Genomic DNA, 16,525 nt, shown 5'->3' on the forward strand with positions numbered 1-16,525 from the left:
GCGCGGGCGGGGTCAGCCCGTCAGTTCGGCGGCGACCAGCTCCGCGAGCTGGACGGCGTTGAGCGCGGCGCCCTTGCGCAGGTTGTCGTTGGAGATGAACAGCGACAGGCCGTTCTCCACCGTCTCGTCCACCCGGATCCGGCCGACGTAGCTCGGGTCCCGGCCGGCGGCCTGGAGCGGGGTGGGGATGTCGCTCAGCTCGACGCCGGGGGCGCCGGTGAGCAGCTCGACCGCGCGCTCGGGGCTGATCGGGCGCTCGAAGCGGGCGTTGATCTGCAGCGAGTGGCCGGAGAAGACCGGGACGCGCACGCAGGTGCCGGCCACCTTGAGCTCGGGGATGCCGAGGATCTTGCGGCTCTCGTGGCGGAGCTTCTGCTCCTCGTCGGTCTCGTTGGAGCCGTCCTCCACGATGGAGCCGGCCAGCGGCACCACGTTGAAGGCGATCGGGCGCTTGTAGACCTTGGGCTCGGGGAACTCGACCGCGGAGCCGTCGTGGGCGAGCGCGGCGGCGCCGTCCACGACCTTGGCGGCCTGGTCCTGCAGCTCGGCGACGCCGGCCACGCCGCTGCCGGACACGGCCTGGTAGGTGGAGACGATCAGCGCGGCGAGGCCGGCCTCCTCGTGCAGCGGGCGCAGCACCGGCATGGCGGCCATGGTGGTGCAGTTCGGGTTGGCGATGATGCCCTTCGGCCGGTCGGCGATGGCGCCGGGGTTGACCTCGGAGACGACCAGCGGGACCTCGGGGTCACGGCGCCAGGCGGAGGAGTTGTCGATGACGACCGCACCGGCCGCGGCGACCTTGGGGGCGAGGGCCTTGGAGGTGGTGCCGCCGGCCGAGAAGATCACGATGTCCAGGCCGGTGTAGTCGGCCGTGGCCGCGTCCTCGACGGTGATCTCGGTGCCCTGCCAGGGCAGCGTGCGCCCGGCCGAGCGGGCCGAGGCGAACAGGCGCAGCTGCTCCACCGGGCCCAGTCCTCCGGGACGGCCGGCCCGCTCCGCCAGGATCTCGCGGACGACGCCGCCGACCTGGCCGGTGGCCCCGACAATGCCGATCTTCATTCCGACTACTCCTCTTGATGTCGCTGGTCACAGCCGCACTCCGCCCATCATGCCTTGCCACCGGGGTGGCGCGACCTGGTATTCCACGGTGTGAGAGGGCCCGACCCGATCAGTGGTCCAGACCAGTGGCCAGTTCGAGGGCGCGCGCCACCTCCACCGGGCCGGCCGGCAGCAGCGGCAGCCGGACGTCCGGGGTGGGGATCCGGCCCTGGGCGTGCAGCACGCCCTTCACCACGGCCGGGTTCGGCGCGGCGAAGGCGGCGGCCGCCAGCGCGGTCAGCCGGTGGCCCAGCGCGCGGGCCCGCGGGACGTCCCCGTCCTCCCAGGCGGCGGCCAGTTCCACGAACCGCGCGGTGGCCAGGTGGGCGGAGGCCAGGATGCCGCCCGCGCCGCCGAGCGCCAGCAGCGCCGGGAGGAAGGCGTCCTCCCCGGACAGCACCGCGAAGCCCTCGGGCCGGCCGGCCAGCAGTTCCACGGCGGCCTCGTCCAGCCCGCCGGTCGCGTACTTGACGCCCACCACGCCGGGCACGGCGGCCAGCTCCAGCAGTGCGGCGGCCGACAGCTGCTGCCCGGTCCGGTACGGGATGTGGTAGACGACCAGCGGCACCGAGCTCGCCTCGGCCAGCGCCCGGAAGTACGCGACCGTCCCGGCCTCGCCCGGCCGGACGAAGGACGGCGGGGTGACCAGCGCGGCCGCCGCCTCCGGCACCCGGGCGCGGAGCCCGGCCAGTTCCTCGGCGGCCGCCCGGGTGTCCGGACCGCCCGCGCCGACCAGCAGCCGACCGCCGCGCCCGGCGCAGACGGCCGCGCAGACCTCGACCACGGCGCGCCGCTCTTCGGCGCTCAGCGTGGCCGGCTCGCCGGTGGTGCCGAGCGCCACCAGGCCGGCCGCGCCGTCGTCCAGCACCGAACCGGCCAGCTTCTCCAGCGCGTCCAGGGCCACCGAGCCGTCTTCGGCGAAGGGGGTGACCAGCGGGACGTAGATGCCCTTGAGTTCCATGGGCACGATCCTGCGGGCGCCGATCCCGCAGGTCCAGTTCACATTTCCGATGCTTCTCGTAAGCTGAGCCGATGCTCGACGTCCGACGCCTGCGCCTGCTGCGCGAACTCGCCCATCTCGGCACCATCGCCGCCGTCGCCGAAGCGCTCTCGTTCAGCCCTTCGGCGGTCTCCCAGCAGCTGTCCGTGCTGGAGAAGGAGGCCGGCGTCCCGCTGCTGGAACGCACCGGCCGGCGGGTCGCCCTCACCCCGGCCGGGCGAAACCTGGTCCGGCACGCCGAGGCCGTGCTGGAGCGGCTGGAGCAGGCCGGCGCCGAACTCGCCCACGCCAGGCGGGGGTTGGCCGGGCCACTGCGGATCGGCACCTACCCGTCGGCGGCCCGCGCGATCATCCCGGCCGTCCTCGCCGAGCTGGCCGGCTGGCACCCCGGACTGGAGCCGATGGTCACCGAGGTGGACCCGGCGGCCGTCGCGGCGGCGCTGCGCGCGGGCGAGCTGGACGTCGCGCTGGTGCACGAGTACGACCTCGTCCCGGCCGATCCGGAGCCGGGCCTGGCGGTGACCCGCCCGGTCTTCACCGAGCCGATGTACCTGGCGGCCCGGACGGCGGGCACGGTCGCCGGGCAGCGCTCCGCGCCGTGGATCATGTCGCCGCCGGGCACGCTCTGCCACGCCATGGCCGTCCGGGCCTGCGAGAGCGCCGGCTTCGCCCCCCGGATCCGGCATCAGATCGACGACTTCGCCACCGTGCTGGCCCTGGTGGCGGCGGGTCAGGGCGTGGCGCTGGTCCCCCACCTCGGCACCGCGCAGCCCCCGCCCGGCGTCGTCCTCACCCGGCTGCCGATGTACCGCCGCACCCGCGCGGCCTTCCGCGCCGGCGCCGGCTCCCACCCCGCGGTCTCGGCCTTCGTCTCGGCCCTCCACGCGGCCGTCCCCCCGGGCCTCGGCGGCGGCTCCTGACGGCGGGGCCGTGGTGGCGCGCCGGCCGTGGCGTCACGGCCGGGCACCGGCGAGGCGGCGGGCCGTGAGCCACGACCCGCCCCCACCAGGCGGCTCAGCCCGCCGCCAGGCAGCTCGGCCCGAGCAGCTGCTTGAGGTCCCCGAACAGCGCCGGGTCCGACTTCACCCGGTGCCGGTCCAGCCGCAGCACCGTGGTGCTCCGCGTCCCCTCCAGCCGCAGCCGCACCTCGGTCGTCCCCTTGTGGCTGCTCAGCACCTCGCCGAGCCGGGCGACCAGCGGCGGCGTCACCTTCACGCTCGGGATGTTGATCACGATCGGCGCCTCGGCGTGCGCGTTCGAGAGGTCAGGGACGGACAGCTCCATTCCCATCAGCCGCGGCACGTCCTCCCGCTTGTCCAGCTTGCCGCGGACGAACACCACGGCGTCCTCGACGAGTTGGGAGGACACCAGCTGGTAGCTGGCGGGGAAGAACATGCAGTCGATCGAGCCGGCCAGGTCCTCCACCGTCGCGATGGCCCAGGCGTTGCCCTGCTTGGTCATCTTCCGCTGGAGGCCCGAGATGATGCCGCCGATGGTGACGATGGTGCCGTCCGGCCGCTCGGCGAGGTCCGCCACCGCGCAGTCCGCCTTGTCGGCGAGGACGTGCTCGATGCCGTGCAGCGGGTGCGAGGAGACGTACAGGCCGAGCATCTCCCGCTCCTGGGTGAGCAGGAAGGACTTGTCCCACTCCTCCTCGGAGAAGACCACGTCCAGGCCGAAGCTCGGCTCGTCGCTGACCGCGTCGCCGCCGAAGAGGTCGAACTGCCCCTCGGCCTCCTTGCGCTTGACCCCGACGACGTTGTCGATCATCGGCTCGAACTGCGCGGTGAGGCCCTTGCGGGTGTGCCCGAGCGAGTCGAACGAGCCCGCCTTGATGAGCGATTCGACGGTCCGCTTGTTGCAGACCACCGACTCCACCTTGTCCAGGAAGTCGGGGAAGGAGGCGAACTTCCCCTTCGCCTTCCGCGTCCGGATCATCGACTCGACCACCGGGCCGCCGACGTTGCGGATCGCGGTGAGGCCGAACCGCACGGTGGTGTCCCCGTGCGGGGTGAAGTCCGCGTCCGACTCGTTGACGTCCGGCGGGAGCACGTTGATGCCCATCTTCCGGCACTCGTTGAGGTAGACCGCCGACTTGTCCTTGTCGTCCTTGACGGACGTGAGCAGGCCGGACATGTACTCGGCCGGGTAGTTGGCCTTGAGGTAGGCCGTCCAGTACGAGACCAGCCCGTACCCGGCGGTGTGCGCCTTGTTGAACGCGTAGCCGGAGAAGGGGACGAGCACGTCCCAGACCGCCTGGACCGCCGCGTCCGAGTAGCCGCGCTCGCGGCAGCCCTTCTGGAACGGGACGAACTCGGCCTCCAGGATCTCCTTCTTCTTCTTGCCCATCGCCCGGCGCAGCAGGTCCGCCTGTCCCAGCGAGTAGCCGGCCAGGATCTGCGCGGCCTTCTGCACCTGCTCCTGGTAGACGATCAGGCCGTACGTCGGCCGGAGCACCTCCTCCAGGGGCTTCTCCAGCTCCGGGTGGATCGGGGTGATCTCCTGCTGGCCGTTCTTGCGCAGCGCGTAGTTGGTGTGCGAGTTGACGCCCATCGGGCCCGGGCGGTACAGCGCGAGGACGGCGGAGATGTCCTCGAAGTTGTCCGGCTTCATCAGGCGCAGCAGCGAACGCATCGGCCCGCCGTCGAGCTGGAAGACGCCGAGCGTGTCACCACGGGCGAGGAGCTCGTAGGTCGGCTTGTCGTCCAGGGGCAGATCAAGCAGGTTGATCTTGATGCCCTTGTTCTTCTCGATCGCCTTGACGGCGTCGTCCATGATCGTCAGGTTGCGCAGGCCGAGGAAGTCCATCTTGAGAAGGCCGAGGCCCTCACAGGTGGGGTAGTCGAACTGCGTGATGGTGACGCCGTCGGTGTGCCGGGTCCAGACCGGGATGTGGTCGGTGAGCGGCTCGGCGGACATGATGACGCCGGCCGCGTGCACGCCGGGCTGCCGGATCAGGCCCTCGATGCCGCGCGCGGTGTCGATCACCTTGCGGACGTCCGGGTCGTTCTCGTACAGCCCGCGGATCTCGCCGGCCTCGCCGTAGCGCGGGTGCGCGGAGTCGGTGATGCCGGAGAGCGGGATGCCCTTGCCCATGACGTCCGGCGGCATCGCCTTGGTGATCCGGTCGCCCATCGCGTACGGGTAGCCGAGGACGCGCGAGGAGTCCTTGATGGCGGCCTTCGCCTTGATGGTGCCGTACGTGACGATCATGGCGACCTTGTCGGAGCCCCACTTCTCCGTCACGTACCGGATCACGTCACCGCGCCGGCGCTCGTCGAAGTCGATGTCGACGTCGGGCATGGAGATGCGCTCGGGGTTGAGGAAGCGCTCGAAGATCAGGCCGTGCGGGATCGGGTCGAGGTCGGTGATGCCCATCGCGTAGGCGACCAGCGAGCCGGCCGCCGAGCCACGGCCCGGGCCCACCGCGATGCCCTGGCTCTTCGCCCACATGATGAAGTCGGCGACCACGAGGAAGTACGCCGGGAACCCCATCTGGATGATGGTGTCCATCTCGTACTCGGCGAGCTTCTTGTGCTCCTCGTCGTACCCGTTCGGGAAGCGCCAGTCCATGCCCTCCCAGACCTTGGACTTGAAGAAGTCCGCCTCGGACTCGAAGCCCTCCGGGATCGGGAAGCGCGGCATGAGGTTCTTGAACTCGAACATGCCGGCGGTGTCGACCCGCTGGGCCACCAGCAGCTGGCTGTTGCGGCAGCCCTCCTGCCAGGCGTCCGAGGAGTCCAGCGCGTACATCTCGGCGGCCGACTTGATGTAGTAGCCGGTGCCGTCGAACCGGAAGCGGTCCGGGTCGGAGAGGTTCTTGCCGGTCTGCACGCAGAGCAGCAGGTCGTGGGCGCCGGCGTCGGCCTCGGTGGTGTAGTGCGAGTCGTTGGTGACCACCGGCGGGATGTTCAGCTTCCTGCTGATCTCCAGCAGCCCGTCGCGGACCCGCTTCTCGATGTCCAGGCCGTGGTCCATCAGCTCCAGGAAGTAGTTCTCCCTGCCGAAGATCTCCTGGTAGTCGGCCGCGGAGCGCAGCGCCTCGTCGAACTGGCCGAGGCGCAGCCGGGTCTGCACCTCGCCGGAGGGGCAGCCGGTGGTGGCCATCAGTCCGGCCGCGTGCTCGGAGATGATCTCCTTGTCCATCCGGGGCCACTTCACCAGCCAGCCCTCGGCGTACGAGCGCGAGGTCAGCTTGAAGAGGTTGTGCAGGCCCTCCCTGTTCCGGGCCCAGATGGTCTTGTGGGTGTAGGCACCGGACGCCGAGACGTCGTCCTTCTTCTGGTGCGGCTGGCCCCACAGGATGCGCTTGGTGTTGGAGCGGGACTCCGGCGCGACGTACGCCTCGATGCCGATCACCGGGGTGATGCCCGCGGCGGTGGCCTGCTTGTGGAACTCGGCCGCGCCGTACATGTTGCCGTGGTCGGTCATCGCGACGTGGGTCTGGCCCAGCCGCTCGACCTCCTTGAACAGCTGCTTCAGCCGGGCGGCGCCGTCCAGCATCGAGTACTCGGTGTGGACGTGCAGATGCGCGTACGGCTGGTCGCTCAAGGCGGGGCCTCCGGATGCTCGTGCTTGTCTGGTTGGCCGGCGAACGCGCAGGTCACAGAGGGCCCTGGAAACATATGAGGTCCGAGCCGCCTCACCCGGGGCCCGGACCAGCACTCATGCGTTCACACCCCTACTCTATCCCCCGGCCCCGCCCTCCTCCCGCACCGAAGGACGCACCCCATGCCGCACCAGCAGCCCACCGCCGAGCACCGCGCCGAGACCATACTCAGCGTCTTCGACACGGCCTTCGGGGACCTGCTCGCCAAGGACCCGGCGGCCTTCCGGGTGAAGTTCCGGAAGATGGCGGCCTCCGCCTTCGCCTTCTACCGGGGCACCGCGGCGCTCTACTACGCCGACCTCACCTCCGCCCCCTTCCAGGACCACGGCGCCGCCTTCCTGGACGAGCGCACCAGCCGGGTCTGGATCCACGGCGACCTGCACGCGGAGAACTTCGGCAGCTACCTCAACGCCGAGGGCCGCCTGGTCTTCAACGTCAACGACTTCGACGAGGCCTACGTCGGCGCCTTCACCTGGGACGTCCAGCGCCTGGCCGCCTCGCTGGCGCTGATCGGCTACGCCAAGGCGCTGTCCGACGAGACGATCACCCAGCTGGTCACCGCCTTCGCCGACGCCTACCGGGCCCGGATCGCCGCCCACGTCACGCAGGGCGACGCCACCCCGTTCACCCTGGACACCGCCGCCGGCCCGATCCTGGACACCCTGCGGCAGGCCCGCCTCCAGACCCGGGTCTCGCTGCTGGAGTCCGAGACCGTGGTCGAGGGCTACGACCGGCGCTTCCGCACCGGCGGCGGCGCGATCGAGCTGGACGAGCCCACCCGGGCCGAGGTGCTCGCCGCCTTCGAGGCCTACCTCGCCACCCTGCCGCCGGCCTCCCGGACCCGGCCGGAGTCGCTGCGGGTCAAGGACGTCGTCGGCCGCCGCGGCATCGGCATCGGCAGCGCCGGCCTGCCCTCGTACAACCTGCTGCTGGAGGGCCACACCGACGCCCTCGAGAACGACGTGATCATCTACATGAAGCAGGGGCAGACCCCGGCCGTGTCGCGGCACGTCACCGACCCGGCGATCGCCGGCTACTTCGAGCACGAGGGCCACCGCACGGTGATCTCGCAGCGCGCCCTCCAGGCCCACAGCGACCCGTGGCTCGGCTACACCACCCTGCACGGCCGCGGCCAGCTGGTCGCCGAGGTCTCCCCGTACGCCACGGATCTCGACTGGACCGACCTCAACGAGCTGCCCGACCTGCTCGCCGTCACCGAGTACCTGGGCCACGCGACCGCCACCATGCACGCGGCCGCCGACGAGTCCTCCAGCGGCCACACCCTGGTGCCGTTCTCCACCGAGCACGCCATCCACGAGGCCGTCAGCCGCGACGAGGCCGGCTTCACCGCCATGCTGGTCGACTTCGCCCACGCCTACGGCGCCCGGGCCCGCGCCGACCACCAGCTCTTCGTGGACCTCTACCGCAACGGCCGCATCCCCGGCCTGTAGGGGCCCGTCTTCAAACTCCCGCCCTGCTCAGGGCTCAGGGCCGCCAGCCGCTCACCGGCGGCGGCCCTGACCGCGGGCTCCTCCATCGGATCGTCCCGCAGGTAGGCCAGCCGCTCCCGCACCTCGGGCCGGTCCGGGGCGTGCGCCACCGCCAGCAGCCTCTCGTTCTCCTCACAGCCCCAGAGGCACTCAACGTAGGTCTCCGCCAGCCCCGCCGGCCCGATCGCCGCCAGCGCCTCCAGGTACGCAGCCCGCTCGTACGAGTGCGGCGTCCACAACCAGAACCGCCGCAGCAGCGACACCGCCCCCTCGGCCTCCGCCCCGAACCGCGCCAACCCAAGGGCCGGCCCGTCCGGCCCGCACCACTGCTGCTCCACCCACGCCCGCTCCAGCTCCGCCACCAGCACCGGCACGTCCTGCACCGCCCCGTACCGGGCCAGCACCTCGTGCCCGAGCCCGGCGAGCCACGGGGCGTCGGCCGCCGCCCACTCCCGCGCGGCGGGCACCGCCGCGACGCCCAGCTCCAGCACGGCCCTCGACAGCAACGGAAGCGGGTACTCACCATCCGCCGGCCCCAGCGACGGCACCAGGGGCGACAGCCCCGGCTCCGGCTCGCGCCCGGCCAGTGCCCGCACGGCCTCCCGCCACCTCCCCGACTCCGCCGGATCGGCGAGCAGCTCCAACAGCCGCGCGCTCGTCTCCCCCTCGCACGGTACGGGGCGACGGCGCTGCGGCTCCGGCCGTGCCACGACCAGCCCCCACCGGACCCACGGCTCTCCCCACGGCTCCTCCGTGCCCGGCTCCAGCCGCTCCCGCGCCACGGCCGCCAGGTCGTCCCACCACCCGACCGGCCAGGCGTCGGCCACCGACTCCAGGACGGCCCGCCAGTGCTCACCGTCCCGCACGTGCGCCCGCAGCGCCTCCCGGGCCTCGGCCGAACCGTCGAGCGCCAGCAGCTCCAGCACCCGGGTGGCACGCCGGCAGGCGTCCTCGCCAGCCGCCAGCAGTCCGGCCACCGGCCCGACCGGCAGCTCCAGATCCCGCACCAGCCGGGCGAGGTAGAGGTGCCGGTCGTCCACCTGCCCGTCCCACCGCCAGTCCCGGCGGATGCAGCCGTACACCAGCTCGGCGACCGCCTCCGGGGCCTCGGCGGCCATCCGCGCGCCCAGCCCCCGCCCCCGCTGCACCAGCCCGACCAGCGTCCCGGCCGGCGCGTACTCGAATCTCCGCTGCGTCACCCCGCCATCCTCCCCCACCCCGGCCACGTGCCCCGGTGCCCGCCCTCGGGCATGGGGCGGGCACCACCGGCCGGCGAGGCGCGGTCCGCGGACGGGCCGTCAACCGGCCTGCTCGTCCAGCTCCGCCAGGAAGTCCAGCGCCACCGCCCAGGCCTGCTCCGCCGCCTCGGCGTCGTAGTCGGCCAGCTCGGGGTCGGTGAAGACGTGGCCGGCGCCCCGGTAGCGGTGGACCTCGACGTCGGCGCCGGCCTTGCGCATCTGCAGGTACCAGGCGTTCAGCCAGTCCTCGGACTCGAACGGGTCCGGCTCGGCGACGTGCAGCTGGACCGGGATCGAGGTGGCCGCGTCCTCCCGGATGTCGGAGGTGCCGTGCAGGAGCAGCAGCCCGCGGGCGTGCTCGTCGGCGAGCGCGAGGTTCTGGGCGAGCGCGCCGCCCAGGGAGAAGCCCGCGTAGACGAGCCCGGTGCCCGGGGCCAGCAGCGGGGCGGCGGCACCCACCGCGCGGCGCAGCAGCTCGTCGCTGCCGACTTCCTCCTTGTACGCCGTGGCCTCCTCGACGTCCTCGAAGGTCCGGCCGTCGAAGAGGTCGGGGGTGTGCACGGTGTGCCCGGCGGCGCGCAGCCGGTCGGCGGCGGCGTGGACGGCGGGGCGCAGGCCGTAGACGGAGTGCAGGAGCAGGATCTGGGCCACGGGTGAACTTTCTGGCTGCGGAGGGCGGATCGTCACCATCATCCCGTACGACCGCCGGGTGACCGCGTGCGCCCGGGCCGGTGGCGGGACGTCACGCCCCGGTGAAGCGGCAACGAACAGTCAGTTCAACGTATGGAACACGCCATTACCGACCGGTAGCCTGTCGGCCGTGACTGACCTTGTCGATGACATGACCGCCGCCCGCCCGCACCGTCGTCAGGTGCTGAAGGCCACCGCCATCGTGGCCGGCGCCGCCGCCCTGCCGCTCACCCTCGGCACCGCGGCCCACGCGGCCACCGCCCCGCAGTTCCTGCACGGCGTCGCCTCCGGTGACCCGCTCCCCGACGGCATCCTGCTCTGGACCCGGGTCACCCCGACCCCCGAGGCCGTCCCCGGCTCCGCCACCGGCCCGGACACCGAGGTCCGCTGGGAGCTCGCCGCCGACAAGGCCTTCACCAGAATCATGGCCGCCGGCACCGTGACCGCCACCGCCGGCTCCGACCACACGGTCAAGGCCGACGTCCGCGGCCTGGCCCCGGACACCGCCTACTGGTACCGCTTCACCGCCGGCGGCACCGTCTCCCCGGTGGGCCGCACCCACACCACCCCGGCCGCCGAAGCCGCCATCGACCGTCTCCGCTTCGGCGTGGCGTCCTGCGCCAACTGGGAGGCCGGCTACTTCTCCGCCTACCGCCACCTCGCCGCCCGCGGCGACCTGGACGCCTTCCTCTTCCTCGGCGACTACATCTACGAGTACAAGACCGGCGAGTTCTGCGCCCGCGGCACCGTCGTCCGCCCGCACGCCCCCGTCCACGAGATCCTCACCCTCGCCGACTACCGCACCCGGCACGGCCGTTACAAGACGGACGAGGACCTCCAGACGCTACACGCGCAGATCCCGACCATCGCGATCTGGGACGACCACGAGTTCGCCAACGACGCCTGGTCCGGCGGCGCCGAGAACCACACCCCCGGCGCCGAGGGCGACTGGTCCGACCGGATGGCCGCCGCCAAGCAGGCCTACTTCGAGTGGATGCCGGTCCGCCCCTCCATCGCCGGCACCACCTACCGCCGCCTGCGCTACGGCAAGCTCGCCGACCTGCACCTGATGGACCAGCGCTCGTTCCGCTCGCAGCAGGTCAAGGTCGGCAACGGCGACGTCGACTCGGCCGACCGCACCCTCACCGGCCGCGCCCAGATGGACTGGCTGAAGGCCGGCCTGTCGGCCTCGGACACCACCTGGCGCCTGATCGGCAACGAGGTGATGATCTCCCCGGTCGCCCTGTTCGCCCTCCCCGACTACGTCCTGCGCCCGCTGGCCAAGCTGCTCGGCCTGCCCGGCGAGGGCCTGGCGATCAACACCGACCAGTGGGACGGCTACACCCACGACCGTCGCGAGCTGCTCGGCCACCTCACGTCGAACGGCATCACCAACACCGTCTTCCTGACCGGCGACATCCACTCGGCCTGGGCCGCCGACGTCCCGAACGAGGCGGCCACGTACCCGTTCTCGGGCAGCGCCGCCACCGAGTTCGTGGTCACCTCGGTGACCTCGGACAACATCGACGACATCCTCAAGGTCGCGCCGCAGACGGTCTCGCTGGCCGCGGCCGCCGCGCTCAAGGCCGCCAACCGCCACATCAAGTGGGTGGACCTGGACTCGCACGGCTACGGCGTCCTGGAGGTCACCCCCGCGCAGACGCAGATGGACTACTACGTCCTCTCCGACCGCACCCGCAAGGACGCCACCACCAAGTGGACGCGCTCCTACCGCACCAAGTCCGGCACCCAGCAGATCGAGCGGGTCTACTCGCCCGTCAAGTGACGCTCCCGGAACGGTCCCGAGGGGGTGCGCCGGACGCACCCCCTCGGGCACCCGCTCTCAGGACACCACGTCCTTCCGGCCGAAGCCTCGGAACGCCAGTGCCAGCAGCACCACCGCGTACGAGAGCGACAGCGAGACGCCCTGCACCATGCCGCCCCACTCCAGCTGGGGCTGCAGGGCGTCCGCCCAGGCGTACTGCCAGTGCGCGGGCAGCCACTCACGCAGGTCGCCGAGCGCGGTGACGGCGTCCAGCACCCCGGTGACGATCGAGGCGAACACCGCCCCGCCGACCGCGCCCAGCGGCGCGTCGGTGGCGGTGGAGAGCCAGAACGCCAGCGCCGCGATCACCACCTCGCTGAGGAGGACGAACGCCACCGCGAGCGCCAGCCGCGGCAGCGCCTCCCCCGCCGGCAGGCTCACCCCGGCCGGCAGCCTGAGGTCCCCCCAGCCGTACGCGACGGTGCCCACCACCAGCCCGACCGTCGGCAGCAGCACCACCGCGGCCGCCGAGAACGCCAGCCCCACCGCGAACTTGCGGGCCAGCAGCCGGGCCCGCGGCACCGGCGCGGCCAGCAGGTAGCGCAGCGAGGACCAGCTGGCCTCGGAGGCCACCGTGTCCCCGCAGAACAGCGCGACCGGGATCACCAGCAGGAAGCCGGTGCCCATGAAGAGCATGGTGGTCGCGAAGTTGGGCCCGGAGGCGGTGGCCAGCTCGATGAAGGTGGTCCGGTCGGCCCGGCCCGGCTTCCCGCCGATCTGGAACGCGGCCAGGATCACGAACGGCAGCGCGGCCAGCACCCCGCCGATCACCATCGTCCGCCGGCGGCGCAGCTGGCGCATCGCCTCGACCCGCAGCGGCAGCGTCCGGCCCGCCCGGTAGCCCGACGCGTGGTCGGGAGAAGTGGCCGTGGTCACCCCGCACCTCCGATCAGCGACAGGAACGCGTCCTCCAGCCGGCGGTGCGGGCCCGCCCGCTCCACCGGCACCCCGAGGCGCACCAGTTCGGCCAGCAGCCGGCTGGCCGCCATGCCGTCGAGCCGCACCAGCAGCCCGCCGTCGACCGCCTCGGCCGAGCCGACGCCGTCCAGCGCGCCCACCTTGTCGGCGGCCGCCGCCAGCTCATCCGCCCCGAACGACGCCGGGGTGCCGACCAGCAGCAGCTCACCCGCGCCGACGATCTCGGCGACGGCGCCGGTGGTGACCAGCCGGCCGCGGTCCATCACCACCAGGTCGGTGCAGCTCTGCTCCACCTCGGACAGCAGGTGGCTGGAGACGATGACGGTCCGCCCGGCGGCCGCGTACCGGATCATCACCTCGCGCATCTCGCGGATCTGCGGCGGGTCGAGACCGTTGGTCGGCTCGTCCAGGATCAGCAGGTCCGGCAGGCCGAGCATGGCCTGGGCGATCGCGAGCCGCTGCCGCATGCCCTGCGAGTACGTGCGCACCGCCCGGTCCAGCGCCTCGCCGAGGTCCGCGATGGCCAACGCCTCCTCCAGGTGGGCGTCCGCCTCCGGACGGCCGGTGGCCTGCCAGTAGAGCCGCAGGTTGGCCCGGCCGCTGAGGTGCGGCAGGAACCCGGCGCCCTCGACGAAGGCGCCGACCCGGGAGAGCACCGTCGCCCCCGGGCGCACCAGGTGGCCGAAGATCCGGATCTCGCCCTCGTCCGGCCGGATCAGGCCCATCAGCATCCGCAGGGTGGTGGTCTTGCCCGCGCCGTTCGGGCCGAGCAGCCCGAGCACCTGGCCCTGCTCCACCCGGAAGCCCAGCTCCCGCACCGCGTACCGGTCGGCGGACCCCTTGTAGCGCTTGCTCAGGCCGGTGATCTGCAACGGCACCCCGGCCAGCGCCGGGTCGTACGCCGGACCGGCGGCGGCCCGCCCGCGGCGGCGGCGCAGCCGCGGCACCAGCAGCAGCGCGGCCGCCGCAGCGACGGCGACCAGCGGCAGCACCCAGGTCCGGGCGGGCAGCGGGGCGGCCTCGGTGACCAGCCCGTCGACGGTCGGCACGGTGAGCCCCCCGGCGACGGCCGCCCGGTAGGTGGCCGGTTCGACGGGCGAGGCGTACGCCAGGTCGGTCGCGGCCAGCACCAGCCGCAGCCGGTGGCCGGCGGCGAAGGTGTGGTCCACGGCGGGCAGCACCACCGTGACGGTGCGCCCTCCGTCAGCGTCCGCGCCGGTCACCCGGAGCGGGGCGGCGAGCTGCTGCGGCAGGGTCTGCTTACCGTCCGGCGCGACGTCGTACAGCTTGGCGAAGAGCACGGCGTCCGGTTTGTCGGACTGCACCTTGAGGGCGATCGTCGGCTGCCCGGTCAGGTGCAGCGGGGAGTCCAGCGGCGCGCTGTCGAAGCCGGCGTGCTGGCCGGGGAAGTCCAGGGAGAGCCCGGCGCCCAGGGCGGCGGCCTGGCTGAGCGCGCCGACGCCGGGGAGCGCGGAGATGTTCGGCGGGGCGCCGCCGGCCGGGTTGGCGAAGGCCTGCTCGGCGCCGGTCAGCTCGACGGTGCGCGAGCCGGTGCCGCCGAGACCCGGGTAGGCGTCGGCGGTGGCGCCGCGCAGGACGGCCTGGAAGCCGGTGGAGTCGACCCCGCCGGTGCGGGTGACCCGGAACGCGGGGCCGGTGTCGGTCCCCACGCCCTTCAAGAAATGGTCGAACCAGGCGCCGACCCGGCCGTCCACCCGGGCACTGGTGTCGGTGCCGCCGTCGTGACCGCCGGCGAACCAGTCCACCGCCACCGGCGCGCCGTTGGCGGCGACGGCCCGGGCGATCGCGTCGCCCTGGTCGAGCGGGAACAGCGAGTCCTGCTGGCCCTGGACGACCAGGGTGGGCGCCTTGAGCCGCGCCGCCACCGAGGAGGGGCTGGACCGCTCCAGCAGCGCGACGGCCTCCGGATCGGCGTGCCCGGCGGTGGCCACCCGGTCGTACATCCGGCAGAGCTCGTCGGTGAACCGCCCGCAGCCGACCGGGCCGTCCGCCGGAGTGGCCGCCGGGCCGCCCGGGCCCGGCTTCGCACTCGCCGTCGCCCGCGGCGCACCCCCGGACGGGCCGAGATCGCCCGCCGAGCCGGTGGTGAAGAAGATCCCGGCCCAGAGCTTCTTGAACACCCCGTCCGCCGCGCCCGAGCCCTGCACCCCTTGCGGGAACAGCGCGTCGGCCAGGTTCCACCAGGTGATCTGGCTGGCCACCGCGTCGATCCGGCCGTCGTACGCGGACCCGAGCAGCGCCACCGCCCCGCCGTACGAGGCACCGGTGATGCCCACCCGCGGGTCGCCAGGCCCGTCCAGCTGCACCTCGGGCCGCTGGGCGAGCCAGTCGACCAGGTGCCGGACGTCCTCCACCTCGCGGTCGGGGGCGTTGAGGCCGATCCGCCCGCCGGAGTGCCCGAAACCGCGCGCCGACCAGGTCAGCACCGCGTAGCCCTGCCGGGCGAGCTGCTCGGCCCGCTCGCGCTCGCCCTCCTTGGAGCCGCCGAAGCCGTGAGCGAGCAGGACCGCCGGGCGCGGGCTCGTCCCGGTGGTGAAGAAGGAGGTGTCGAGGTCGATCCGCTGCTCGCTGCCCGGTGTCTCGGGCATCGGGAGGGAGTGGTCCTCCTGCCGGACCGGCTGCTCGCCGCCCGCGGCGGCCACCGTCCAGGTGCCGGCCCCGGCGAGCACCACCAGCGCGAGGACGGCCGCCGGCAGTCTTCGGGTCGTCAGCCTCTCGCGCCAGCGGCGCCCTGCTCCTGCGAGCCTCATGGAGAGCGATCGTATCCGCCCCTCGGGTAGGGGCCTGATAAGGGCAGCACCCCGTGCGACGAGCACCCCGGCGGGGACCGGACCGGCCACCGCGGACCGGCCGGCCTGCACCGGACCGCGCTGCGCCGGACCGCTTTGGGCGCGGCCGGCCTGCTCTGCCTGGTGCTCGGCGCCTCCGTGGCGCTGTCCGGCCGGCAGACCCCGGTGGTCCGCATCGAGACCTCCGCGCACCAGCCCGGCAGCGCCGCGCCCACGGCTCCCGCCCCGTCGACGCAGGCCGTGACCGGGGGCGGCACGGCCCCGGCCGGCGCGCCGCGACCGTTCGCGGCCTCGCCGCCGACCCGCCTGCTCATCCCGGCCGCCGGGGTGGACGCGCCGGTCACCGGCCTCGGCCTGAACGCCGACGGCACGGTCGAGGTCCCGCCGGCCGACCGGGCCCAGGAGGTCGGCTGGTACCGCAACGGCCCGACGCCGGGGGAGACCGGGCCGGCCGTCCTGATCGGGCACTACGACACCGCCCACGGCCCGGCGGTCTTCCGCGGCCTGCCGAAGCTCCGGCCGGGCGACCGGATCCAGGTCCGGCGGGCGGACGGCAGCACGGTGGACTTCCGGGTCCGCTCGCTGCTCCAGGCCGCCAAGGACCGGTTCCCGACCGAGGCGGTGTACGGCGACACGGCCGCGCCCGAACTGCGGCTGATCACCTGCGGGGGCCGGATCGGCGCGGACGGCCACTGGACGGACAACGTCATCGTCCAGGCGGACCTGGCCGCCCCGACGGGTTGAGGGACGGTCGGCCGGGCCACCCGCCCGCACAGGCCGTCGGGCGGGTGGCCCGGAGGGGACGGCCCGCCCGACGGAACCGCCGGCCGCCGCCCGGGCGACCTGT

The 16,525-nt window shown here is 73.4% G+C and carries 11 protein-coding genes; 4 read left to right on the top strand and 7 right to left on the bottom strand.

All coding sequences use genetic code 11. The features are described 5' to 3' along the window. Window positions 1-12: 12 nt before the first annotated feature. Both ABZ885_RS01360 and ABZ885_RS01365 read right to left on the bottom strand, forming a co-directional pair. Window positions 13-1,059 carry an aspartate-semialdehyde dehydrogenase gene (locus tag ABZ885_RS01360; protein ID WP_360181822.1) on the bottom strand — a complete coding sequence of 349 codons (1,047 nt, stop codon included), beginning with the start codon at window positions 1,057-1,059 and terminating at the stop codon, window positions 13-15. A gap of 109 nt (window positions 1,060-1,168) precedes the next feature. After that, a complete protein-coding gene (locus tag ABZ885_RS01365; protein WP_360181825.1) occupies window positions 1,169-2,059 on the bottom strand; it encodes a dihydrodipicolinate synthase family protein in 891 nt (296 codons plus the stop codon). Between the two features lie 71 nt (window positions 2,060-2,130). Here ABZ885_RS01365 and ABZ885_RS01370 point away from each other — a divergent pair, with 71 nt between their 5' ends. Further along, window positions 2,131-3,018: a LysR substrate-binding domain-containing protein gene (locus ABZ885_RS01370; protein WP_360181833.1), complete on the top strand. Its 888-nt coding sequence runs from the start codon at window positions 2,131-2,133 to the stop codon at window positions 3,016-3,018. 94 nt (window positions 3,019-3,112) lie between these two features. Here the strand turns inward: ABZ885_RS01370 and dnaE are convergent, their stop codons facing one another. After that, a complete protein-coding gene (gene dnaE / locus ABZ885_RS01375; RefSeq protein WP_360181836.1) occupies window positions 3,113-6,649 on the bottom strand; it encodes a DNA polymerase III subunit alpha in 3,537 nt (1,178 codons plus the stop codon). A gap of 180 nt (window positions 6,650-6,829) precedes the next feature. Here dnaE and ABZ885_RS01380 point away from each other — a divergent pair, with 180 nt between their 5' ends. Then, on the top strand, window positions 6,830-8,158 hold the full coding sequence (locus ABZ885_RS01380) for a DUF2252 domain-containing protein (protein WP_360181839.1): 1,329 nt from the start codon (window positions 6,830-6,832) through the stop codon (window positions 8,156-8,158). On the opposite strand, the gene ABZ885_RS01385 is transcribed toward ABZ885_RS01380, so the two are convergent. Both ABZ885_RS01385 and ABZ885_RS01390 read right to left on the bottom strand, forming a co-directional pair. Further along, complete coding sequence (locus tag ABZ885_RS01385) at window positions 8,128-9,396, bottom strand: hypothetical protein (RefSeq protein WP_360181842.1); 1,269 nt, start codon at window positions 9,394-9,396, stop codon at window positions 8,128-8,130. The genes ABZ885_RS01380 and ABZ885_RS01385 overlap by 31 nt on opposite strands. Window positions 9,397-9,495: 99 nt before the next feature. After that, on the bottom strand, window positions 9,496-10,125 hold the full coding sequence (locus ABZ885_RS01390; protein WP_360181986.1) for a dienelactone hydrolase family protein: 630 nt from the start codon (window positions 10,123-10,125) through the stop codon (window positions 9,496-9,498). Between the two features lie 151 nt (window positions 10,126-10,276). Between ABZ885_RS01390 and ABZ885_RS01395 the strand changes: the two genes are divergently transcribed. Continuing rightward, window positions 10,277-11,911, top strand: a complete 1,635-nt coding sequence (locus tag ABZ885_RS01395; RefSeq protein ID WP_360181989.1) for an alkaline phosphatase D family protein — start codon at window positions 10,277-10,279, stop codon at window positions 11,909-11,911. 57 nt (window positions 11,912-11,968) lie between these two features. Here ABZ885_RS01395 and ABZ885_RS01400 read toward each other — a convergent pair whose 3' ends face one another. Together ABZ885_RS01400 and ABZ885_RS01405 are read right to left on the bottom strand one after the other, a co-directional pair. After that, a complete protein-coding gene (locus ABZ885_RS01400; RefSeq protein ID WP_360181845.1) occupies window positions 11,969-12,826 on the bottom strand; it encodes an ABC transporter permease subunit in 858 nt (285 codons plus the stop codon). Further along, window positions 12,823-15,639, bottom strand: coding sequence for an alpha/beta fold hydrolase (locus tag ABZ885_RS01405; RefSeq protein WP_360181848.1), 2,817 nt, complete (start codon window positions 15,637-15,639; stop codon window positions 12,823-12,825). Before ABZ885_RS01405 ends, ABZ885_RS01400 begins: the two co-directional genes overlap by 4 nt. A gap of 135 nt (window positions 15,640-15,774) precedes the next feature. Between ABZ885_RS01405 and ABZ885_RS01410 the strand changes: the two genes are divergently transcribed. After that, on the top strand, window positions 15,775-16,422 hold the full coding sequence (locus ABZ885_RS01410) for a class F sortase (RefSeq protein WP_360181851.1): 648 nt from the start codon (window positions 15,775-15,777) through the stop codon (window positions 16,420-16,422). Window positions 16,423-16,525: the final 103 nt, after the last annotated feature.

Source organism: Kitasatospora sp. NPDC047058, from assembly GCF_040643935.1.
Classification (GTDB): domain Bacteria; phylum Actinomycetota; class Actinomycetes; order Streptomycetales; family Streptomycetaceae; genus Kitasatospora.